Origin of the sequence: Paenibacillus sp. Y412MC10, assembly GCF_000024685.1 — a bacterium.
In the GTDB taxonomy this organism is placed as follows: domain Bacteria; phylum Bacillota; class Bacilli; order Paenibacillales; family Paenibacillaceae; genus Paenibacillus_AQ; species Paenibacillus_AQ lautus_A.
In genome coordinates, this window is the sequence record NC_013406.1 from 5197345 (window position 1) to 5218264 (window position 20920).

The window sequence follows — 20920 nt, forward strand, 5'->3', positions numbered from 1 at the left end:
TCATGAACAATGATAATGGTGAGCTTCTTATAAAGCCGTGTCGCTACCGGGAACCGCCTTGCTTCCGGAACGAAACTCTGGGGATTTCCCTTCCGATTCCACCAAAAGTTTCATTTGTTCCGGATATCCGTAGGTTCCATGTTCACTGATATCAAGACCCATCAATTCCTCTTCCTCCGTTACGCGGATGCCCATCGTAACTTTCATGATATACAGAATGATGAACGAGATCACCAGAACGAATGCAAACGTGCCGATCAGACCCAGAAGCTGAACGCCGAGCTGGCCGAAGCCCCCGCCGTAGAATAAACCCTCCTTGCCTACGCCCGTGATTTCAACAAGCCTAGGGGCCGCGAACAATCCGGTGGACACGGCACCCCACATACCGGCAATGCCGTGTACGGAGAATGCATATACAGGATCATCGATACCTTTGCGGTCAAACCATTGCGCCGTAAAGAACGTAACCGTACCCGCTACGGCGCCGATCACGACGGCCGCCCAAGGCTCCACGAAAGCACAAGCGCCTGTGATGGCAACGAATGCAGCGAGAATACCGTTTAGCATGCTAGGAATATCCGCTTTGCCAAGAACCGCCCAAGAGATCAGCAAAGCGGCCAGTGCGCCTGCCGCCGCCGCGATATTCGTATTCAATGCCACGAAACCGAAGAAACCGTCTGTGAGTGCCGAGATGGTGCTGCCCGGGTTAAACCCGAACCAGCCGATCCAGATGATGAATACGCCGAGTACGGATAAAACTTGGTTATGACCCGGTATGCTGTTAGGCTTCCCGTCTTTATTATATTTGCCAAGTCGAGGCTTCAGAAGAATGGTAGCCACCAGTGCTGCCGTTGCGCCTGTCAAGTGAACGACCGTCGATCCGGCAAAGTCCTGCATGCCCAGAGCGCCGAGCCAGCCGCCGCCCCATACCCAGTGAGCAACGATCGGGTAAATCACGATGGTGAACAGCAATCCAAACACGATATAAACGCTGAGCTTTGCCCGTTCTGCCATACCGCCGCAAGCGATCGCCAAGGATACGGCCGCAAAGGACAGATGGAACAGGAACATGATGGTCGTCGGCACATCGTATGCGGACAAGGAATCAAATGAGCCTGCTGCATTGTCTCCGCTTAAGAAAAAGCCTTCAAATCCGAAAAAGCTGTTGCCGTTACCGAAGGCTAGACCAAACCCTAGCGCCCAGAAGGCTACGATCGAAATGCCGAAGGTCAGAAAGGTCTTACCTGCGACGTGTCCCGCATTTTTCATGCGAACCGAGCCGGCCTCCAGCAGAGCGAACCCTGCTTGCATGAAAAATACGAGCAGCGCTGCCAAGAATACGAATACGGAGTTCAGACCAGCCGTCAATTCAACGTTCGTGGCTCCCCCATCAGCGGCGAACGCGCTCGCCGGGAATGCGAGTAGAGCGATTACTACCGCCATTAAACCTAGCCATCTTTTTTTCATGTTTTACACTCCCCTTTGTGTTAACTAATATAACATCGCCTTGAATTCTTATTGTCATTATAGGGGGGAGATTAAAAATCCGCAACGGTTTTTTTCAAAAAAAACTTACTTTATGTAATATAATCTAACATTAAGTGCATACAGTGCAAATCGTTTAACATGATGCTCAGTGAAGAATAAACTAGGCTTCAAGGTTTTTTGTCACAACTATGACGTTTGACTGTATGGTTGAAGATCATGTATCATATTTCTATTAAAATGAAAATATAAATGCATTCATTAATGTCCAATTCAATGAAGGCTTGCGAGGTGATGAATGATGGGGATCACGAGCGGAAACCTTTTCCGGATCGGTGAGCTGGCCAAGGCTGCCGGAATCAGCGAAAGAACCATTGACTACTATACGAAGCTGGGTTTGATCTCCCCTGAAAAACGGACGTTAAAAAACTACCGGCTGTACAGTTCTGAAACCTTAAGCACTCTCGAACGTATTAATCAGTTGAAGCAAGAGAAATATACTCTCGATGAGATTAAGGAGAGACTGGATCGCTGGAAGTCGGTTGCCGATGATTCCGAAATGACGGAGAAGCTAACCAAACTCGAAATACAGATGAAACAGCTGGAACGGGATGTCAAGGAGCTCAACCCGCTTCTTAGCGAATTAAAACCCAGTCAAGCACGGGAGGTGCTCGCTAACATTCTTCCCAAGGGAGCTGCCTGTATCGAGTCGCTGCAAATTTTGCTGAACCAGTTCACTTCGATGTAATGATGCAACACCAAATTGACAACTTTGTATGGGGGTATGATAAATGTATTCTGACTGGATGTTTATACTCATTATTATTGCGTTTATATTCTCTCTCTGGGCTCAGTTCCGGGTCAAAGGCACGTTCAACAAATGGGCCAAGGTTGAAAACAGCACCGGCATGACCGGATACGATGCAGCGCGTCATATGCTGGATGCCAACGGACTCCATGACGTTCCGATTGAACCGGTGCCAGGCACGCTCTCTGACCACTATGACCCGACCAAACGCGTAGTCCGGTTGTCGGAGCCTGTTTATTACGAACGTACCATCTCGGCCGTCTCCGTCGCTTGTCACGAGGTAGGCCATGCGATCCAGCATGCGGAGCACTATCCGATGCTCGTAGCCCGTCACAAGATGTTCCCGGTCGTTAACTTTGCATCCGGTATCGCTCCGTTTCTCTTGATTGCCGGATTCCTGTTCCAAGCCATGAACCTGGTCGGTCTCGGCATTATCTTCTTCTCTTGCGCCGTTGCCTTCCAGCTTGTCACGCTGCCGGTCGAGTTTAACGCAAGCAACCGTGCCCGTCAGCTGATGGTACAAGAAGGCTATATTGCCAATGACGAAGAACGCGGAGTCGCTAAGGTATTGAACGCTGCGGCCCTGACCTACGTCGCTGCAGCTTTGATCTCGCTGCTCGAGCTGATCCGTTACATCATGATCTTTACGAGCAACCGGGAATAAACCCGTTAGACATGAAGGACAACGATAAAGGGCTTTCCTCTCTACCTTGATTGGCGGAGACGGAAAGCCCTCTTTTTTTATAATCACTTGATGATGTCCATCTTGAATTCTAGACTCTTAGGGGAAGAGAAGCGTCATTCCGCTTTCTCTTCCTTTTTCGGCGACGGATCAATGCCAAAATATTGAAGCAGAAACGCACGGAAGGCTTGCGCAACCGGTGGCAGCTTCTCGTCCGCGCGGTGAATCAGACCGATGGAACGCGTTACCTTCGGCTCCGAGATTCGGACGCGTGCCGGTTGAAGCGGATTCGTCTGGAACAGCGCCATTTCAGGTAGCAGGCTGACCCCCATGCCGGCAGCAACCAGCCCGCGGATCGTATCCGTCTCCTCGCCTTCAAAAGCAATTTTCGGCGTGAACCCGGCCTCCAGGCAGGCATGCCATACAATCGGGCGCAAGGAGTAGCCCTTGCTGAACAGCACAAAGCGCTCCTCCTTCAATTGCTCCAGCTTGATGGACTGCTCCCCCGCAAGCGGGTGATTCGGCGGCAGGATCGCAAACAGCTCCTCTGTCAACACGATATCTCCGTCCACTTGATCGTGGCGATCCGGAAACGGAGACACAAACGCCAAATCCACTTCAGCCCCGACGACGTCCCGGATCAAAGTCGGGAACATGCCCTGCTTAAACCGGAACTTCACGTTCGGGTACTTCTTCCGAAATTCAGCCACGATGGACGGAATCAAATGTATGCCCAGGCTGTGAGGGAAACCGATGCGGATCTCCCCCTGCTCCGGGTCCAGGAATTCATGTATCTCGACGACCGCACGGTCCAAATCCTTCATAATGCTCTCCACCCGTTTGCAAAAAAGCTGGCCTACCGGGGTTAACTGCAGATTCCGGCCTTTTTGCATGAACAAATTAACACCTAGTTCTTCTTCCAACTGATGTATTTGACGGCTGACGGCCGACTGAGCCACATGAAGCTCTTCTGCCGCTTGGGTAACGTGTTCCTTTTGCGCAACCTTTACAAAGTATTGCAACTGTCGTAATTCCACGCCTTTTATCGCTCCATTCTTATTCCCTAGAAGACTTGAAGACTTTATCCAAATCATCCAATTCTATTATAACAGACCCTCTTAGGTCCGATTATGTTCGACGTTTGAATAATCGAATCATGAGACCGTAGAGGAAAAATCCGCCTACCAATCCGCCGACATGGGCTACAAGGCTGACCCCTGGGGTAAACGAGAACAAGATCCCCAATATAAGCAGGGTGAACAGCGTCTTGCGGGACGACTCATCAATGACATGCTGCTGGAACAAGGCGATGTACAGATAAGCGCCATAAGCTCCGTATATGGCTCCTGAGGCGCCTACAAGGAAGGTATAGCTATCCATGCGCTCATAATAAGCCAATCCGATTACATTACCAAGAACACCGCTGAGCAGATACAGAATGGCAAATTTCCAGCTCCCCATGATTCTCTCCAGCGGGGGAACGAATACCAGCAGTGCGAAGCTGTTGAACAACAAATGGTCAAATCCGTTATGGAGGAACATCGCCGTAAAGTATCTCCATGCCTGGTCGACGAACTGCGGCAAATCCGACAAAGCCCCATATTTCAGCAGCGTCATCGGATTCCTCGAACCGCCGTCAATGGATGTGATCACAAACATCACCAGGTTAATCACAAGCAGCAGCGATGTAACGGGATAATAACGCAAATAACTTTTCCAATTCTCATAACGTACGAATATCATAGCATCCTCCTCATCCTAAACCAGGCCAGGGGTGCCCTTTAGTGGACATTCCCTTTTTAAAAAGATTATAATGTACCATGAACCTGATCACCAAACTTTGATATCCAAGGAGGAGATTTCTCATGGCTCAAGAACGTTCAGGAGCTGCCACTTTCAAGGGCAATCCTATTACACTCATCGGACCACAGCTCAAGGCTGGTGATGCCGCGCCGGATTTTACCGTGAGCAAGAACCTGCTCGAAGACGTATCTCTTAAAGATTATGCAGGTAAAATCAAGCTGATCAGCGTCGTTCCTTCCCTCGACACCGGGGTATGCGACGCACAGACGCGCCGTTTCAACGAAGAGGCCGCCGGACTTGGCGACGATGTCGTGATCCTTACGATCAGTGCCGACCTTCCGTTCGCCCAGGCCCGCTGGTGCGGAGCTGCAGGCGTTGACCGGGTCATTACGCTGTCCGACTATAAATCGCGTTCTTTCGGTGAAGCGTATGGCGTGCTCATCAAGGAGTTTCAGCTCGACATGCGTTCGATCTTCGTCGTGGATGCTAACGATACCATCACCTACGTAGAATACCTTGGCGAAATGACGGAGCACCCGAATTACGAAGCTGCCATCGATGCCGTGAAATCTCTGCGTTAACACGCCGAAGGCTACATATGCGGCACACCTTTAAAAAGCGGGAGAGCAGCTCTCCCGCTTTTTCTTATTCTACTAAGCATCCACTTTATACTTGCTCAGTTTTTTGTCCAGTACAGCGTACAGGTTCAAGATGACCCGGTAGTTCGCCCCCAGATCCCCAAGGGAACCGCGGGATGCCGAATACATGTCAACTGCGCTGCGAACCGGACTGATGCCGAGCACGGATACGGTAATGTCCAGCGTACGTCCAAAGGAGGTTCTTTTCTCTAACGTGATTTCTCCCACGGATTTTACCTCATGCAGAACTTTGTAACCCGGAATTTTTTTCAGTGTCGAGGAAACCTCTTCAAAACACTTTTCTTTTGAAAGATTGTAATAACGCGTCTTCAGCTTGGGATCTTTAGCACGGTCGCTTGTGCCGTCATAGCTGCGCACGATACCGATTAGAACTCGTTTTAATGACAAAGACCGTTCCTCCTTTATAAATGACCGTTCCTTTCCATACTCTAGTTTAACATTGTTTATGCTTTCAGCAAACCTTTATATACAGCAAAAAGGCACCTCTTTCACTTCGAATTCGAAATAAAAGAGGTGCCCATTCATTGGCTTGACGAAACCCGCCTATGCCGTCCGGTAAACATTGTCTTCGAACCTGCTATAGCAGGTGGGTGACCGCAGAACCGCTTATGAATTCCCCTTGTCATATAGACAGGGCATTTCAGCCACGATTACGTATAGATCTCCCTAGACATCGTCATTGGTTCAAAACAACGGAAAACCGAAACGAACATCGCAGGATGTAGTCTTATTATAGGGGGTTTTGCCGGAAAAGTAAACCTCTCGTTATTTAAGGTTTCGATCCGTTCTCTCCCTTTTTGGCAGAATCCATGCTTTCCAGAAGAGCTTGCTCGGTTTCCGACTCCTCTTCCTCGGCCTTCTTCATTTTTTCCTGCTGCTCCTGCATTTTGGTAAAGGTCGCATAGAAGTTAAAGAACGCGAACAAGGCCATCAGGCAGAACAGGAAGAACACGAAGAGCACCGGCATTTGCGTGCCGATATACGCCAAGACAGCGCTTCCGATCAAAGTCGAAAATACGCGGAACGGACGAATCAGAGTCAGCAGCACCGCATTTTTTAGGAGCTGAGTCGTTTTCATCTCATAATGAACGGTCATGGAGAAGAAATTAAACAGGGAGACAAACAGTACGATGAGAAGCACCAGCATCACGATGCCGACAAGCTGGAAGCCATCGAGCTGCGTCATATAAACCGTGTAATCCACGTACATAATCACGAACAGCAGCGTATAAAAAATACCGCCGATCATGCTCTGCTTGTAATTTTCCTTATAACCCTTAAAGAACGTTTTGAACACGGACACGTCCGGATTGCCCATTACCCATTTCCGCACAACGGTAAATAAAGCCGCCGTAGCCGGAAATAAAACAAACGGTGATAATATTCCCAGGATCCAGTTCGACAGCAGCTGCTCGTTATGCGCTTCCGGTGTCTGAACGGCCATTAGGAATTTGGTTAGAACGATAAACAGGAAAGGCGATGTACAAATAACCCACAAGATGTTCGAAAAAGCAATACGGGTAATCCACTCGGTGAGCTTATATAAGCCACCCATGGCTCCTTTCATTTCCAAATCCGTTTCCTCCTCACTCAAATCATGCATGTATCTATTAATATACCTTATTTTGTACATGCATTGCCAGAGCCTAATTTATACGAACCTGGGTGTATATCCAATCCAGTGGCCCTGTTTCTCCATACGATATCACGTAATCCATTCAACAAGCTTGAATTTCCAAATTTAAAGAGGAGGGATTATGTATGTCTTGTGAAGGCGGAGGTTACGGCTACGGAAATAACGTTGGTATTGTCCTGGTTCTGTTCATCCTGCTTGTAATTATTCTTAGCACATTCTATATCTAATGTCTCCTTAGTCATTATCGTGAAACAGATGGGCTGATCGTGGGTTTAAACTGCGCGGTTAATGGGGATGCACTCAGGGTGCATCCTCTTTAACCATGCACCAAAAGACGAAGCGCGGCTCCACTTGGCGTGGGCTGCTGCTTCGTCTTTTGGTGTTTCGGCAGGTTACTCCCGGTAAAGGAAGTTAGCCGTTATTATTCGTCTCCGCTCCGGTTAGGGCGACGCTCGCCGCCGCTGTAGGAACGCGGTTTGCGGTCACCGCTGTTGTTGCGGTCACGGTTGTAACCACCGCCATCGCGATCACGGTTGTAACCACCACCGCCGTCACGGTTGTATCCGCCTTTGGAGTAGCCGCCACGGTTACCGCCGCCGCCACTTCCGCCGTCACGGCGATATCCGCCGCTGTTGCCGCGTCCGCCATAACCGCCGCTAGGCTTGCGGCCATTACGGATATCCGGCTTCCGGCGTTTGGCGCGGATCGGATCCTCAGGGGTAAGGTGAATATCGGATGCTTCCTTCTTGTCGCCTGTCAGGATTTTCATTGCAGCTGCAAGCAATTGTACGGAATCGTACTGCTCCAGCAATTGAATGGCAAGACCTTTGTACTCGGTCAATTCCCCTTGCTCAATAATTTCAAGCACGCGCTCAGCGATGATGCGCTGTTTACCTTCGATCGCTTCGGCAATCGTTGGCAGCGGCTTGCGCGGAATACGGTGGCGCGTCACACGCTCGATGAAATACAGATGATCCATTTCACGCGGCGTCACGAAGGACCAGGCTGTACCTTCCTTGCCCGCACGGCCCGTACGTCCAATACGGTGTACATAGCTTTCCGGATCTTGCGGCAAGTCAAAGTTTACGACATGGGTAACGCCGGATACGTCGAGACCGCGCGCTGCCACGTCTGTCGCCACGAGCACATCGATGCTGCCGTCGCGGAATTTACGCATGACGGTATCACGTTGGTGCTGGGACAGGTCGCCATGGAGGCCATCTGCCGAATATCCGCGTTTTTGCAGGGCTTCTGCCAATTCGTCGACGCGGCGCTTGGTACGTCCGAAGACAATCGCAAGCTCAGGCGACTCCATATCCAGAAGGCGGCTCAAGGCTTCGAATTTTTGACGTTCAGGAACTTCGATATATGCTTGGTCGATCAGTGGAGCACTAACGTGCTTAGGAATAACGGATACATGCTCAGGTTCCTTTAGGAACTGGGATGCCAACTTCTGAATGTTAGCGGGCATAGTTGCGGAGAACAGCAAGGTTTGACGTTCTTCAGGAACAAGCTTTAGGATCGACTGGATGTCTTCCATGAAGCCCATGTCCAGCATTTCATCCGCTTCGTCCAATACAACGGTTTGTACGTCATCAAGACGGATGGTTTTTCTGTTGATGTGGTCAAGTAATCGACCCGGTGTACCGATAATAATCTGAGGCTTTCTTTTCAAAGCGCGGATTTGACGCCCGATATCCTGTCCGCCGTAAATAGCCAAGGAACGGATTCCTTTAAAACGGGACAGCTTGCCGATTTCTTCAGCAACCTGAATGGCAAGTTCACGGGTCGGTGTCATAATGAGAGCGACGATACGCTCCTCTTCCTTGGCGATTTTGTGGATAAGAGGTAGGCCGAATGCTGCTGTCTTACCTGTACCAGTCTGTGCTTGTCCAATCATATCCTTGCCGGTTAGAGCAATCGGAATCGATTGGGATTGAATCGGTGTGGCTTCCTCAAAGCCAAGCTCAGTGATTGCTTGCAGCACGCGCGGCTCCAAGCCAAAATCTGCGAAATTTTTCAATAGGTTCATACTCCTTCTATCTGTGGACTTCCACTTTCTTCTCTGTATTCTTAAGTAGTGGTAACGTTTATAGGCTTTCCCGGCCAGCAGGATTTTCTGCACGAGGTGAACCGGTATATTTCTCTTATCACCAGTATGGTGACTGGTTAATGTATAATCATCCTGATAAGCTTGCAAAGTTATCAATGTAACGGACTACTCAAGAATATCCAATACATTATATCACAAAACATTTCTGGAATACCAGCAAGCTTAAAGAAGTCATAATAACCGGGAGGTGATTCCTATGTTGAAGCGTCTATGGACCTATTTCTCGATCGTATTCGGGGGCATGATTATCGCCGCCGGATTCAATTTGTTTCTGATTCCCCACCATCTGCTCAGCGGCGGCGTATCCGGCGTGGCTCTCGTGATCGGTTATTTCACGCCGCTTAATATCAGCATCATGTATTTTGTGCTCAACATTCCGATCCTGATCACCGGCTGGTTCAAGCTGGGCAAAAGGTTCGTCGGTCTCAGCATCCTCTCGGTTATCGTCACAACCTTGTTTCTGGAGCTTATCCCGGTGAATCACGTTGCAACCGACATGCTTCTGTCCTCGGTTTTCGGCGGCGTGCTTGTCGGGTTCGGCACCGGTCTCTCCTTTCGGGTCGGCGGTTCAACCGGGGGCTTCGATATCATCGGCTCCCTGGTCACGAAATATCGGGACTTCCCCGTCGGCAGCGTACTGGTGACGCTGAACGCCATCGTCATCATGGCGGTAGCATATCTGGAGCAGGATTGGAACTTGGCGCTCGCTTCCATGGCCTCCATCTATGTTGCCGGTAAAATGGTGGATATGCTTCACATCAGCCACATCAAGGTGACCGTCTTTATCGTCACGAACCGGACGGAGGCCTTGCTGGAGAAGCTGCTCAAGCGCCCCCGCGGCATAACCAAGATCAAAACCCAGGGAGCTTTCAGCCATAAAGAGAAGGATATGCTCATGACCGTCACGACACGATATGAGCTGGCTGAGCTGAAGCAAATCATTACGGAAACCGATCCCGAGGCTTTCGTCAATATCGTGGAAACGACGGCCGTCATGGGGCAATTCCGCAAGAACTAAATATTTACCAGGTGTGAGAGTACGGTAAATATGTGGTATAATATTTGTGCGCGGTTCCTACAATATTCATGAGATCTGATTCCCGGGCGTACGCTCAGGCCCAATTTTAATTGTTTTTCCGTTTTACAAAAGAACGTCCTGCCTAACCAATTCGGAAGGAAAGGGTGATTTTTATGGAAATGGAAACGGTAAAATTGTCACAAATCGTCATGAAGTGGTTCCCGGAAATGATACCGTTCTTCAGACAGAACGAATTGAATTCCATGATCGTTCTTAGGGACGGGCTGAGTATTCTGGAGCAGGAGGACGCTCTTGAGATCATTCAGTTCAGCATTTGCGAGCATCAGAATCAAACTCCGCTTCATTAATTTTAAAGCAACACGCGATCATTGCACGACAAATGCCGTTCTTCTCCGGTCCAGGTAAAATCCACCGGTGAAAAACGGCATTTTTTTATGAGAAAATGTGAATTCTATAGGCACGTCATTTCCCGTTAAGCAGCAAAAGTCCGCATGTAACCGCTATCCATCTTCTTTGTGTTTCTAATCCGACTTGTCACTCCCCATGTTCACACGTTGTTCACGGTAAACTTGCCGCTAATGTCGAACTTTAGCGTTTAAAACGCCCTTCACCCGTTTAATGAACTAGGTACGCTCGCCCACCGTTTCCAATTTATTGTCGTTTGTAACAATCCTGTTCTTTTTGAAGGCAACCGTTCCTTTATAATCATGATGTGAATGTACACAAGGGAGAGAGTAATTATGAATATCATCTTGGCTTTATTCATCTTGGCATCCGCGGGTTTAGGCAGTTCCAGTCCGCAGGAAGGCAATCTTACCGCCAAACTTCAGGCCTCATTAAACACCGCCATGATCCAGGGCATGCACCAAAACAACAGCCAAGGCCACGGCCAAACCGAGGGCAAAGGCCAGGGGCAAAGCGGCATCAAGCCGAATACGACGGCAATCGATCCGCAGGTCGACGCGCCTAAAGTCAAGGGCATTTATGTAACAGCTTATAGCGCAGGCGGCTCCAGAATGAATCAGCTGGTGGATCTTTTGGACAACACCGATCTCAATGCCATGGTCATTGACATCAAGGATGATGAAGGATACATAACGTACAAGACCGATAATCCTAAACTGAAGGAGCTCGGCAAATCCCAGCCGTTTATCAAAGACATCAAGCAGCTGATGAAGCGGCTGGAGAAACACGATATCTATCCGATCGCCAGGGTGGTTGTGTTCAAGGATACCATTCTCGCCAAGAAAAACCCGGAGCTTTCCTTCCGTAAAAGCGATGGCACCGTATGGACCAACGGCGGCGGCGACAGCTTCGTCAACCCGTACAGCAAAGAGGTCTGGGATTACAACATCGAGATCGCCAAAGAAGCCGCCAAACTCGGATTCAAGGAAATCCAGTTCGATTATGTTCGTTTTCCGGAAGGTTTCGAGAAACGGGCCGATTCCCTGAAATATACCAAGACGGATCAATCGCGCGTGGACGTGGTCTCCGATTTCGTGCAGTATGCCCGGGAAGAGCTTGCACCGCTCGGCATCCGCGTATCCGTTGACATCTTCGGCTATGCGGCCTCGGTGCCTGCGGCAGAAGGCATCGGGCAGGACTTCGTGAAAATCTCCAAAAACGTCGATATCATCAGCCCGATGGTATATCCGAGCCATTACACGGCGGGATGGTTCGGCTCCCCCGTTCCGGACAAGGCTCCTTACCAGACCATCAAGGGATCCATGGAAGACACCCACAAGAAGCTCGATGAGCTGGGAGAGCAGAAGCCGATCATCCGGCCTTGGATTCAGGACTTTACCGCCAGCTGGCTCGGAAGCGGAAACTATGCCAAATACGGCAAAAAGGAAATCGAGGAGCAGATTCGCGCCCTCAAAGACACGAACGTCGATGAATACTTACTCTGGAATGCTTCCAACCGTTATACGGAAGGCGTCACTCATAAATAATCACTCATTCGTTTCGAAAGGGTCGGCCATCTTTTATGGCCGGCCCTTTCTTCCGTTTGAACGATGGTGAACCCCTCTCTTGACAGCCAATGCTATGATGAAGATTAGGGTCGGACTACCGACCCTGAACAAGCAAGCTGACGCCCCCCGATTCAAACGCTGGTTGAGTTACGGCTTGCCGCTCAATAAGCCCGTTATTGTACCCGCTCAGGGCAGGGTCCTACAATATAGGAACAGCGTCATAAAACTCCAACGAAAGAAAGGCAAATCACAATGCAACCGACCACTACAACACGGGGAAAGCTGAAACAATTCGCGATCATTCTCATCCCCATTCTCGTAACGCAGCTTGCTTTATCGGCCATTACTTTTTTTGACACCAATATGTCGGGAAAATTCAGCTCGGTCGACTTGGCAGGCGTAGCCATCGCTACAAGCATTTGGATTCCGGTCCAAACCGGACTCAGCGGAATTCTCATGGGGATCACCCCCATCGTTTCGCAGCTCGTCGGCGGACGACAGGAACAAAAAGTCGCCTATCAGGTCAACCAGGCGCTCTGGCTGTCCGTCTTACTGGCCATCGTCGTCCTTGCCATCGGGTATGCCGTCGTACCGAGCATTCTTGGTGCCATGAACCTGGAGCCTGAGGTTCGGCGGATTGCTTCCCATTTTCTTGCCGCCATCTCGATCGGCATCATTCCGTTGTTTGCCTACACCGTGCTTCGCAGCTTCATCGATGCGCTCGGGCAAACAAAAATTTCGATGGTCATCACGCTGATCACCCTCCCGGTGAACGTAGGCTTGAATGCCCTATTGATCTATGGTTACTGGGGCTTTCCGCGATTGGGAGGCGTAGGTGCCGGCCTGGCGTCCGCCATTACCTATTGGACGGTTCTGGCGATCGCCATCGTCATCATCCATAGAAATCACCCATTCTCTCCATTCGGTATCTTCAGGCAGCTTCGGGGAGTATCCTTGAGCGCTTGGAAGAGCCTGTTAAAAATCGGCGTGCCGATCGGGTTCTCGATTTTTCTCGAGACCGCAGTTTTCGCCGCGGTGACTTTGCTCATGAGCAGCTTTGACACGGCTACTATTGCCGCGCATCAGGCCGCCTTGAATTTCGCTACGACACTGTACATGCTGCCGTTAAGCATATGCATGAGCTTAACCATTCTTGTAGGCTTTGAAGCCGGCTCGGGCCGGATGAAGGATGCCTGGAAGTACGCCAAGCTCGGCATCGGCACGGCCGTCATCCTGTCGCTGATCACCGCTGTCGTCCTGTTTATGGCCGGCCGCCAGGTTGCCGGTTTATATTCCAACGAGCCTGAGGTCGTGGCGTTGATCCAGCATTTCCTGCTGTTCGCGATTTTCTTCCAGATCTCGGACGCGATCGCCACGCCGACCCAAGGAGCGCTGCGAGGCTACAAAGACGTTAACGTCGCTTTTATGCTCGCTTTTCTATCGTTCTGGGTCATTGGCCTGCCTGTGGGATACGTGCTCGCCAACTATACCGATTGGCAAGCCTTCGGCTACTGGATCGGGTTGATCACGGGACTTGGGGTAGGCGCGGCCCTGATGCTTATGCGCCTGGTCAAAGTCCAACGCAAGTTCGCTGGCCAGGCAAAGGCAACGTCCTTATCCGCATCATAAGACAACGGACCGCATATCGCGGAAGTTGTTATTGCGACATCAGGATGGTCTAACATTTATACTAAAAAAAGACCGTCTCCAAGCAGAATGGATTCTGCCATGGAGACGGTCTTTTATCGTTATCGTCAAAACGGACTTATTGGGACAATCGCAATGCCAGATCGTACAGATCCCGGTCAAATTCCTTCTTGGTATTAACGACCTTGTCAATGTCCGTAAGGACCAGTTCGCCTTTGATGATGCCGCATCCTTTGTCGGATTGGCCATCAATCAGGCTGCGAACCGCAAAATCGCCGAGACGGCTTGCCAAATTGCGGTCAAACGGAGTCGGAGCTCCGCCGCGCTGGATATGACCAAGCACGGTTACGCGGGCATCGATTGACGCATGGCACTCTTTCAGATCGTGGACAACATCCTCGCCGCGTCCGACGCCTTCCGCTACGATAATGATGCTGTGGCGCTTGCCTTTGGCAAAATTCTCGCGAAGACGCGTCGCCACTTCATCAAGATTGTACTCCACTTCCGGCACCAGGATGGTCTCCGCCCCGGAAGCCAGGCCCGCGTGAAGGGCGATATCGCCGCAGTGGCGTCCCATAACTTCTACAACCGACGAGCGGGCATGGGAAGACATCGTATCGCGCAATTTGTTTACAGCGTCTACAACGACGCTGACCGCTGTATCAAAACCGATCGTATAGTCGGTAAAGGAAATATCATTATCAATCGTGCCCGGAAGACCCATCGTTTTGATTCCGAGCTTGCTCAGCTTGTTCGCACCTTGGTACGAGCCGTCTCCGCCGATGACGACCAAACCGTCGATGCCGTGCTGATTCAGAATGTCGGCGCCTTTCTGCTGCCCTTCCGCCGTCTTGAACTCCTCACAACGGGCGGAACGAAGAATCGTGCCTCCGCGCTGGATGATATCCCCTACGCTGCGAAGGTCCATTTTGATAATGTCGTTTTCGAGAAGACCTTGGTAACCGCGTTGAATCCCGTATACCTCTAGTCCATAATACAAACCGCTCCGTACAACGGCGCGCAGCGCCGCGTTCATCCCTTGGGAATCGCCACCACTTGTAAGAACTGCAATTTTTTTAACCTCTGCCATGTCTCTTTTCCTCCTTCAATGTCACTCATGCTTATGCTTACGAATCCATCGGCTGTTGACGTAGAAAAAAATCCGGGTCATCGGGCTCTTCTTCATCAAACGTTTGGATACGGTGCGAACCAGTTGCTGCTCGCTGACTTTTGGATCGGATAAATATAACGCCAGTAACCCCTCAATGATCATACGATGAAAAGGGGTCGAGGGAATCGTTCTGACATCCTTCCGGGCCCACTCAACAATGGAAGCTATACGGTTCAGCATCGTATCGGCATCTTCGTAATAATTACAAAAGTTCAGATCGCCGCCCAGCCTGTCTTCGTCTTGATCAATAAGATAATCCAGCATAATGTGGAGACTGCATACATTCGGAAAATAAGACGCATGAATGGACGATGCATCCTCGTCATCCAGAAACGGATCGGTTGCAGCCAAGAACAGCATGAACACACCCAAGGTTGATCCCGTTGCAGCCGCAAACTCGTTCCACCGCAGATGCGGTGTCCGGTGTGCATGCCGGGACCACCATTCAAGCAATGCCGCTTCTCTCTTATCCGGATGGATGTGCTTGTATACCTGCAAATCGGTATAAAGCCCAGCCAAATCCCTTATGTAGGGCTTTGCCGCTTCATATCCTGATAATTGCCCGATGCAATCCCGGCATTTCTGCACAAGGCGGAGAAGATAACCTCCGTCCTCCCTTTCGGACCGGAGCGCGTAATAATCAGCCGGCTCCATTTCAGGTGTAACGGCATCCAGCATCGACTGATGGAGCTGTCTGAAATCCGCTGGATCCAGCGAAGTACTGCGGTCACATAAATTATCGAGATAATCGCTAATTGTCTGGTAAGCTACAATCAATGGAATGAGAATGTGCTTTTCCGGCAGATTGGCTGCGGCATACACCGCACCGCCCTGGCAGTGAAATCTTTTGGTATCTATACTGGCCAGTGCCTGCTTTCGTAGCTCCTCATCCGGAATTTGCTCAGCCTCCCGGCGCCACTTCTCCAATTCGCTCCGCACTTCCGGGAGTATGAATTTGTACACCCGGCTCATCAGCCCGACCGGACTGCGCGGAACCTTACGGCTTAGCTCTTGATTATTCAATGAACTCTGCCTCCACATGGTTGTCTTTTTATACCTATCCAAATCAAACCTATTATAATATGATCGCCCATTTTGCACAAATAACACAGATCATTGACGGGGGTGGGCCGTTAACGCATTCTATTATCCATCTATCTCCAATCAGCGATATGTTATATACTAGTCGGAGTTGAACAACAGACCATGAACTTCGCGAATGCCGTTTCATCCACCGGTCCACGGGTTCATGAAAGAACGGAGATCCCCAGCATGAAACTTCCCGCTTCGTCCAGACCGGATCAGAATTGGCTCCGCGCCTTTATGTTTACGATATTCGGCACGACAGCCCTTGTCATTTCTTATTTTCCGCTTTATTACAAAGAGATCGGCTTCAGCAGCGCGCAGATCGGCTATCTGTATGCCATCGGCCCGTTGATATCCATGTTCTCCAACATGATTTGGAGCTACACGAGCGACAAATACCGGACCATCAAGCGCATCATGAACATTCTGATTATCGGGCAGCTTGTCACGATGCTCATCCTATGGCAGGTTGCAAGCTTCGGCGTTGTATTGATTACGATCAGCTTGTTTTATTTCTTCTACTACCCGGTCTATCCGTTGGCGGATACGATGGCCATCCAGACGGCGCAGCGGTACGGTCGCAGCTTTACCGTCATCCGCGTATTCGGCTCGCTCGGCTACGCGTTCTTCGCCCTTGGCATTGGATATGCCATCGGTGCAGCGGGCGCTTCGGCTGCGCTGTCGATCGGCATCGGGATCGGCGTGTTTACGCTCATATGCTCCTTTCTTATCCGCGATGGCGTCGCGGCCAAGTCAGAGCCTGTGGAACTGGCAGCCCTGCTCAAAATATTGCGTTCGAAAGAAATATTGTGGTTCTTCGGCTGCACCTTCTGTCTTGCCATCGCACACCGCATGAATGAAGCCTTTCTGACGCTCACCTTATCGGGGCTTGGTGCGGGCGAGGGTCTTATCGGGTGGTCCTTGATGATCTCGGCTGCCAGCGAGATCCCGATTTTTTTCCTGCTGAGCAAGTATGGAGACAAGATGAAGGAGCTGCCGCTGCTCGGCTTTGCAAGCCTGATGTTTGCGCTCCGCTTCCTGCTCATGGCGCTGGCGTCCGATCCGTTGTCGGTGCTCGCCGTCCAGTCACTTCACAGCATTACCTTCGGCGTGTTCTATGTAACCGCGGTCCGTTATATTACCAGGATCATTCCGTGGCAGTACCGGGCGACCGGGATGGCGCTCTTCATTATTTTCTGGTCCAGCGTCTCAGGGCTTCTCAGTGGAGCTTTCGGCGGTTTGCTGTTCGAAGCCGCGGGGAGATCGTCCTTCTACCTGCTTGCAGCTCTCCTGTCCTTCGCTGCCTGCCTCGGCTTTATCTACCGGCACCTCTTCGCCAAGCCGGAGGAGATGCATACCTCTGGATTCGGCGCCTAGAATACAGCGCGCAACGCCCCCTGGGTATAAGATCATAAAGGCAAGTACGGACCGGGTATCGATCCGAACCTGCCTTTGGTTGATCCTGACCAGACCTGCTTGACCCAAAAGAATACAAAAAAGCACAGTTCTCGTTAGAGAACTGTGCTTCATGCCTTGGTAATTCTATAAGATCTCCGTATCGGGAGTTAGCTTACAGTTTTGTTACGTTGGCTGCTTGAGGACCACGGTTACCTTCTGTGATGTCGAACTCAACCGCTTGACCTTCTTCCAAACTCTTGAAGCCTTCTTCTTGAATTGCGGAGAAGTGTACGAATACATCCTCGCCACCTTCAACGGAAATGAAGCCGTAACCTTTTTCTGCGTTAAACCATTTAACTGTACCTTTCAAATGAACAACCTCCTAAAAATACCGCCATCTATGGCGAATATCCATATTATATCCCATGTTTTCTGACAATGCAATCCGTCAATTCACCCTAAGGGGCTTTTTTCGGCACACTATTTTAATCAGAAGATGATTTGCTTTTAAGCCCGCGAGTGCGTTATCATTTACCCAAAAGCCTAAGTAGCAAACGGAGATGCATATGATCAAAAAACATGAAATATACAAAAAAGACAAGTGGAACATGATGACGGTCGAAGTTCAGGGCCGATACATCGTTCTTCGCGAAATTTCCGACCAGTGGGGTGAAGAGACCCATACCTTCATGAGTCGGCCAGCCTTGATGCACTGGGCTCAAAACCGCTTTCCCAAAGAAGATTTCGAAGGCCGGGAAGATGAGTGGAGAGAAATGATGGCTGCCTTTAAGCAGGTGTAATGGATGGATTATACGAATATCGTCATCTTCATTATTCTGGCCTTCAGTCTGGGTGCCATCATGATCATGTACCGGGATCGGATACCCCAAAGACTGAGAAGGGGGATGGCCCTGATTGCCGTCGCCTTTATCTTGTTTGCCTTTTACCTTATTGTATACAGTTTCTTGAATCTGGGTTCCTCGTAAATTTATAGGATGAAAGTGGCGGGTACGCGGCATACTATCGCTCGGATGCTTCAATTCGAGGAGGTATTATGCCATGAGAGGCGCCAAGGTGCTCTGCATTACGCTTGCCATCAGCCTGCTAGCTCTATCCGCTGCCCGCTCCGAAGTCTTGTCTGAAGGAACCCGGACTCCAACTAATCCATATCATTCAAGGAGGATTTCCATGGAACAATTGTTGAAACGCGCTGATGTCCCTAAAGAGCATCAATGGAAACTCGAGGATTTATTTGCTGATCAAAAGGCTTGGGATGCAAGCTTTGCGGAGCTGAAGAATCTGCTGAAACGAACCGCCGATTACCAAGGCAAGTTAAACAACGCAGCTTCCATCAAGGAATGCTTCGAGCTCGAAGACGAAATCTCATACCATGCCGAACGCTTATACGTATACGCCCATATGCACCATGACGAAGATACGGCAAACCCTACATATCAGGCACTAACCGCCAAAGCCAAAAAACTGAACGTCGAAGCCGGAGAAGCCCTCTCTTTCATCACGCCTGAAATTCTGTCCCTGTCCGAGGCGGAACTGGATAAACTGATCGAGGACCCTACCCTAAAGGAATTCAAATTCACGTTGACGGAGATGAAACGGGAAAAAGCGCACGTGCTGTCCAAGACGGAAGAAGCGCTGCTGGCTCAAGTCGGCAACCTCTCCTCTGCACCGCAGACCATTTTCGGCATGCTCAACAATGCGGACATGAAATTCCCGAAAATCAAAAACGAGGACGGCAAGGACGTCGAGCTTACGCACGGCAATTATATTCAATTCCTGGAGAGCCCGAACCGCGAGGTTCGCGAGCGTGCCTTCAAAGCCGTCTACGAAACCTACGGCAAGCAGAAAAACACGATTGCGGCTACGCTGAACGCCAACGTTAACAAAAATATGTTCTACTCCCGCGTCCGCAAGTACCCTTCCGTTCTGGAAATGGCTCTCTATGGGGATAACATTCCGAAGGAAGTCTACACGAACCTGATCGACACCATTCACGAGAGCCTGCCGCTCCTTCACCGTTACATGGAGCTCCGCAAGAAGCTGCTGGGCGTGGATGAGCTTCATATGTACGATTTGTTCGCTCCGCTCGTAGAAGAGTACAAATGGGATATCACATACGAGGAAGCGAAACAAATGACCAAGGAAGGCCTTACGCCGCTTGGTGATGATTATCTCAGCAGCCTGCAGGAAGGCTATGACAACGGCTGGATCGACGTGTACGAGAATGAGAACAAACGGACCGGCGCGTACAGCTGGGGCGCATACGGCACCCATCCATATGTTCTGCTGAACCATAAAGATAACCTGAACAGCATGTTTACCCTTGCCCACGAGATGGGTCATGCGCTTCACTCCTACTACTCCGACAACGCCTTGAAATACCGTGATGCGCAGTACACCATCTTCCTGGCCGAAGTGGCGTCCACCACGAACGAGGCGCTGCTGATGGATTACCTGCTGAAGAACGCCAAGGATCCGAAGCAGAAGATGTATCTGCTGACCTACTATGCCGATCAATTCCGGACAACGGTATTCCGTCAAACGATGTTTGCCGAGTTCGAGAAGATCGTGCATGAACGCGTGGAAAGCGGCGAATCCCTGACACCACAGGATCTTTCCGACATCTACTACGAGCTGAACGTGAAATATCACGGCAAAGGCATGCAGGTGGATAAAGAGATCGGCATGGAATGGGCACGGATTCCTCATTTCTACAACAGCTTCTATGTGTACAAATACGCGACCGGCTTCTCGGCTGCGACCAGTTTCTCCAAGCAAATCCTGGAGGAAGGCCAGCCTGCCGTTGACCGTTATCTCGGCTTCCTGAAGAGCGGAGGCAGCGACTACTCCATCAACATCCTCAAGAAGGCCGGCGTGGATATGTCTTCTCCGGAGCCGATCCGTGAGGCGATGAGCGTGTTTGAAGACGTCATCAACCAGATGGAGCAGTTGACGAAATAAACAGCCGGCTTTTGCGGGCTTGAGCTAATCTCAATTGACCAGTGGAATAAAATCCCTTGCCCTTTACGGGCGAGGGATTTTATACTGTTTGGAGGAAGGAGGTGTTCCCCATGAAAATTCAATGGTCGTTAATCGCAGCCTTATTGTTTGCCCTGATTACGGCTGTGTTCGCCGTCATCAATGTCAACCCGGTTGCCGTGAACCTGTTATTCGGCACCGTCAACGTACCGCTGATTCTGCTGATTATCGGATGCTCGCTGATCGGGGGACTGATCGTCGGCACGTTCGGGATTTACCGTCAATATCAAATGCAGAAGGAAATCCGTTCGTTAGCGGAGCAGCTCATACATATCCGTGAAGTAACGGGATACACCCCTGAAATACAAGCTGCGGAAGAGGAAAACAAGAAAGATCAGAAGGACGCTCCCGTTGAATAGGGAA

At 50.3% G+C, this 20920-nt stretch carries 22 protein-coding genes and 1 other RNA gene; 13 read left to right on the forward strand and 10 right to left on the reverse strand.

Annotation, left to right across the window (positions count from 1 at the left end):
- Window positions 1-27: 27 nt before the first annotated feature.
- Window positions 28-1467 (reverse strand): ammonium transporter, encoded by a 1440-nt coding sequence (locus tag GYMC10_RS22695; protein WP_015736693.1) that lies wholly within the window; start codon window positions 1465-1467, stop codon window positions 28-30.
- Window positions 1468-1783: 316 nt separating this feature from the next.
- On the opposite strand from GYMC10_RS22695, the gene GYMC10_RS22700 reads away from it, so the two are divergent.
- Both GYMC10_RS22700 and GYMC10_RS22705 read left to right on the forward strand, forming a co-directional pair.
- The gene (locus tag GYMC10_RS22700; protein ID WP_009594823.1) at window positions 1784-2233 is read left to right on the forward strand and encodes a MerR family transcriptional regulator; all 450 of its coding nucleotides are present in this window, start codon (window positions 1784-1786) and stop codon (window positions 2231-2233) included.
- A 43-nt stretch (window positions 2234-2276) separates the two neighbouring features.
- A complete protein-coding gene (locus GYMC10_RS22705; protein WP_009594846.1) occupies window positions 2277-2957 on the forward strand; it encodes a zinc metallopeptidase in 681 nt (226 codons plus the stop codon).
- Between the two features lie 134 nt (window positions 2958-3091).
- On the opposite strand, the gene GYMC10_RS22710 is transcribed toward GYMC10_RS22705, so the two are convergent.
- Window positions 3092-4012 (reverse strand): LysR family transcriptional regulator, encoded by a 921-nt coding sequence (locus GYMC10_RS22710; RefSeq protein ID WP_009594790.1) that lies wholly within the window; start codon window positions 4010-4012, stop codon window positions 3092-3094.
- Window positions 4013-4103: 91 nt separating this feature from the next.
- On the reverse strand, window positions 4104-4718 hold the full coding sequence (locus GYMC10_RS22715; protein WP_015736694.1) for a rhomboid family intramembrane serine protease: 615 nt from the start codon (window positions 4716-4718) through the stop codon (window positions 4104-4106).
- A gap of 122 nt (window positions 4719-4840) precedes the next feature.
- On the opposite strand from GYMC10_RS22715, the gene tpx reads away from it, so the two are divergent.
- The gene (gene tpx / locus GYMC10_RS22720; RefSeq protein WP_009594784.1) at window positions 4841-5359 is read left to right on the forward strand and encodes a thiol peroxidase; all 519 of its coding nucleotides are present in this window, start codon (window positions 4841-4843) and stop codon (window positions 5357-5359) included.
- A 72-nt stretch (window positions 5360-5431) separates the two neighbouring features.
- Here tpx and GYMC10_RS22725 read toward each other — a convergent pair whose 3' ends face one another.
- The 3 genes from GYMC10_RS22725 to GYMC10_RS22730 all read right to left on the reverse strand — a co-directional run bounded on the left by GYMC10_RS22725 (window position 5432) and on the right by GYMC10_RS22730 (window position 7010).
- A complete protein-coding gene (locus GYMC10_RS22725) occupies window positions 5432-5824 on the reverse strand; it encodes a DUF1499 domain-containing protein (protein WP_006211699.1) in 393 nt (130 codons plus the stop codon).
- A gap of 145 nt (window positions 5825-5969) precedes the next feature.
- A non-coding RNA gene (ssrS, locus tag GYMC10_RS32005) (6S RNA) lies at window positions 5970-6161 on the reverse strand.
- A 45-nt stretch (window positions 6162-6206) separates the two neighbouring features.
- Window positions 6207-7010, reverse strand: a complete 804-nt coding sequence (locus GYMC10_RS22730; RefSeq protein WP_015736695.1) for a YesL family protein — start codon at window positions 7008-7010, stop codon at window positions 6207-6209.
- Window positions 7011-7198: 188 nt separating this feature from the next.
- Here GYMC10_RS22730 and GYMC10_RS33135 point away from each other — a divergent pair, with 188 nt between their 5' ends.
- Window positions 7199-7300, forward strand: a complete 102-nt coding sequence (locus GYMC10_RS33135) for a hypothetical protein (RefSeq protein WP_015736696.1) — start codon at window positions 7199-7201, stop codon at window positions 7298-7300.
- 194 nt (window positions 7301-7494) lie between these two features.
- On the opposite strand, the gene GYMC10_RS22735 is transcribed toward GYMC10_RS33135, so the two are convergent.
- Window positions 7495-9096 carry a DEAD/DEAH box helicase gene (locus tag GYMC10_RS22735; RefSeq protein WP_009594830.1) on the reverse strand — a complete coding sequence of 534 codons (1602 nt, stop codon included), beginning with the start codon at window positions 9094-9096 and terminating at the stop codon, window positions 7495-7497.
- 286 nt (window positions 9097-9382) lie between these two features.
- Between GYMC10_RS22735 and GYMC10_RS22740 the strand changes: the two genes are divergently transcribed.
- The 4 genes from GYMC10_RS22740 (at window position 9383) to GYMC10_RS22755 (ending at window position 13827) form a co-directional block, all read left to right on the forward strand.
- Complete coding sequence (locus tag GYMC10_RS22740; RefSeq protein ID WP_015736697.1) at window positions 9383-10204, forward strand: YitT family protein; 822 nt, start codon at window positions 9383-9385, stop codon at window positions 10202-10204.
- A 173-nt stretch (window positions 10205-10377) separates the two neighbouring features.
- Window positions 10378-10572, forward strand: coding sequence for a hypothetical protein (locus GYMC10_RS22745; protein ID WP_006211704.1), 195 nt, complete (start codon window positions 10378-10380; stop codon window positions 10570-10572).
- Between the two features lie 393 nt (window positions 10573-10965).
- Complete coding sequence (locus GYMC10_RS22750) at window positions 10966-12177, forward strand: putative glycoside hydrolase (protein WP_015736698.1); 1212 nt, start codon at window positions 10966-10968, stop codon at window positions 12175-12177.
- Window positions 12178-12444: 267 nt separating this feature from the next.
- Window positions 12445-13827, forward strand: coding sequence for an MATE family efflux transporter (locus tag GYMC10_RS22755; RefSeq protein ID WP_261979756.1), 1383 nt, complete (start codon window positions 12445-12447; stop codon window positions 13825-13827).
- A 136-nt stretch (window positions 13828-13963) separates the two neighbouring features.
- Here the strand turns inward: GYMC10_RS22755 and pfkA are convergent, their stop codons facing one another.
- Window positions 13964-14935, reverse strand: coding sequence for a 6-phosphofructokinase (gene pfkA / locus GYMC10_RS22760; protein ID WP_009594803.1), 972 nt, complete (start codon window positions 14933-14935; stop codon window positions 13964-13966).
- Window positions 14936-14956: 21 nt separating this feature from the next.
- Window positions 14957-16039, reverse strand: a complete 1083-nt coding sequence (locus tag GYMC10_RS22765; protein WP_015736700.1) for a tetraprenyl-beta-curcumene synthase family protein — start codon at window positions 16037-16039, stop codon at window positions 14957-14959.
- A 249-nt stretch (window positions 16040-16288) separates the two neighbouring features.
- Here GYMC10_RS22765 and GYMC10_RS22770 point away from each other — a divergent pair, with 249 nt between their 5' ends.
- A complete protein-coding gene (locus GYMC10_RS22770; RefSeq protein ID WP_015736701.1) occupies window positions 16289-17479 on the forward strand; it encodes an MFS transporter in 1191 nt (396 codons plus the stop codon).
- Window positions 17480-17672: 193 nt separating this feature from the next.
- On the opposite strand, the gene GYMC10_RS22775 is transcribed toward GYMC10_RS22770, so the two are convergent.
- Window positions 17673-17870, reverse strand: a complete 198-nt coding sequence (locus tag GYMC10_RS22775) for a cold shock domain-containing protein (RefSeq protein ID WP_006211711.1) — start codon at window positions 17868-17870, stop codon at window positions 17673-17675.
- A 196-nt stretch (window positions 17871-18066) separates the two neighbouring features.
- On the opposite strand from GYMC10_RS22775, the gene GYMC10_RS22780 reads away from it, so the two are divergent.
- The 4 genes from GYMC10_RS22780 (at window position 18067) to GYMC10_RS22795 (ending at window position 20916) form a co-directional block, all read left to right on the forward strand.
- A complete protein-coding gene (locus tag GYMC10_RS22780; RefSeq protein ID WP_009594800.1) occupies window positions 18067-18300 on the forward strand; it encodes a hypothetical protein in 234 nt (77 codons plus the stop codon).
- A 3-nt stretch (window positions 18301-18303) separates the two neighbouring features.
- The gene (locus GYMC10_RS22785) at window positions 18304-18486 is read left to right on the forward strand and encodes a hypothetical protein (RefSeq protein ID WP_015736702.1); all 183 of its coding nucleotides are present in this window, start codon (window positions 18304-18306) and stop codon (window positions 18484-18486) included.
- Window positions 18487-18688: 202 nt separating this feature from the next.
- The gene (pepF, locus tag GYMC10_RS22790) at window positions 18689-20479 is read left to right on the forward strand and encodes an oligoendopeptidase F (protein ID WP_015736703.1); all 1791 of its coding nucleotides are present in this window, start codon (window positions 18689-18691) and stop codon (window positions 20477-20479) included.
- Between the two features lie 110 nt (window positions 20480-20589).
- The gene (locus tag GYMC10_RS22795; RefSeq protein WP_009594827.1) at window positions 20590-20916 is read left to right on the forward strand and encodes a lipopolysaccharide assembly LapA domain-containing protein; all 327 of its coding nucleotides are present in this window, start codon (window positions 20590-20592) and stop codon (window positions 20914-20916) included.
- Window positions 20917-20920: the final 4 nt, after the last annotated feature.

Excerpts from the sequence above, each read along its gene's own strand:
- GYMC10_RS22695 (WP_015736693.1), bottom strand. The coding sequence starts at position 1,467 with ATGAAAAAAAGATGGCTAGGTTTAATGGCGGTAGTAATCGCTCTACTC.
- GYMC10_RS22700 (WP_009594823.1), top strand. The coding sequence starts at position 1,784 with ATGATGGGGATCACGAGCGGAAACCTTTTCCGGATCGGTGAGCTGGCC.
- GYMC10_RS22705 (WP_009594846.1), top strand. The coding sequence starts at position 2,277 with ATGTATTCTGACTGGATGTTTATACTCATTATTATTGCGTTTATATTC.
- GYMC10_RS22715 (WP_015736694.1), bottom strand. The coding sequence starts at position 4,718 with ATGATATTCGTACGTTATGAGAATTGGAAAAGTTATTTGCGTTATTAT.
- tpx (WP_009594784.1), top strand. The coding sequence starts at position 4,841 with ATGGCTCAAGAACGTTCAGGAGCTGCCACTTTCAAGGGCAATCCTATT.
- GYMC10_RS33135 (WP_015736696.1), top strand. The coding sequence starts at position 7,199 with ATGTCTTGTGAAGGCGGAGGTTACGGCTACGGAAATAACGTTGGTATT.
- GYMC10_RS22740 (WP_015736697.1), top strand. The coding sequence starts at position 9,383 with ATGTTGAAGCGTCTATGGACCTATTTCTCGATCGTATTCGGGGGCATG.
- GYMC10_RS22745 (WP_006211704.1), top strand. The coding sequence starts at position 10,378 with ATGGAAATGGAAACGGTAAAATTGTCACAAATCGTCATGAAGTGGTTC.
- GYMC10_RS22750 (WP_015736698.1), top strand. The coding sequence starts at position 10,966 with ATGAATATCATCTTGGCTTTATTCATCTTGGCATCCGCGGGTTTAGGC.
- pfkA (WP_009594803.1), bottom strand. The coding sequence starts at position 14,935 with ATGGCAGAGGTTAAAAAAATTGCAGTTCTTACAAGTGGTGGCGATTCC.
- GYMC10_RS22770 (WP_015736701.1), top strand. The coding sequence starts at position 16,289 with ATGAAACTTCCCGCTTCGTCCAGACCGGATCAGAATTGGCTCCGCGCC.
- GYMC10_RS22780 (WP_009594800.1), top strand. The coding sequence starts at position 18,067 with ATGATCAAAAAACATGAAATATACAAAAAAGACAAGTGGAACATGATG.
- GYMC10_RS22785 (WP_015736702.1), top strand. The coding sequence starts at position 18,304 with ATGGATTATACGAATATCGTCATCTTCATTATTCTGGCCTTCAGTCTG.
- pepF (WP_015736703.1), top strand. The coding sequence starts at position 18,689 with ATGGAACAATTGTTGAAACGCGCTGATGTCCCTAAAGAGCATCAATGG.
- GYMC10_RS22795 (WP_009594827.1), top strand. The coding sequence starts at position 20,590 with ATGAAAATTCAATGGTCGTTAATCGCAGCCTTATTGTTTGCCCTGATT.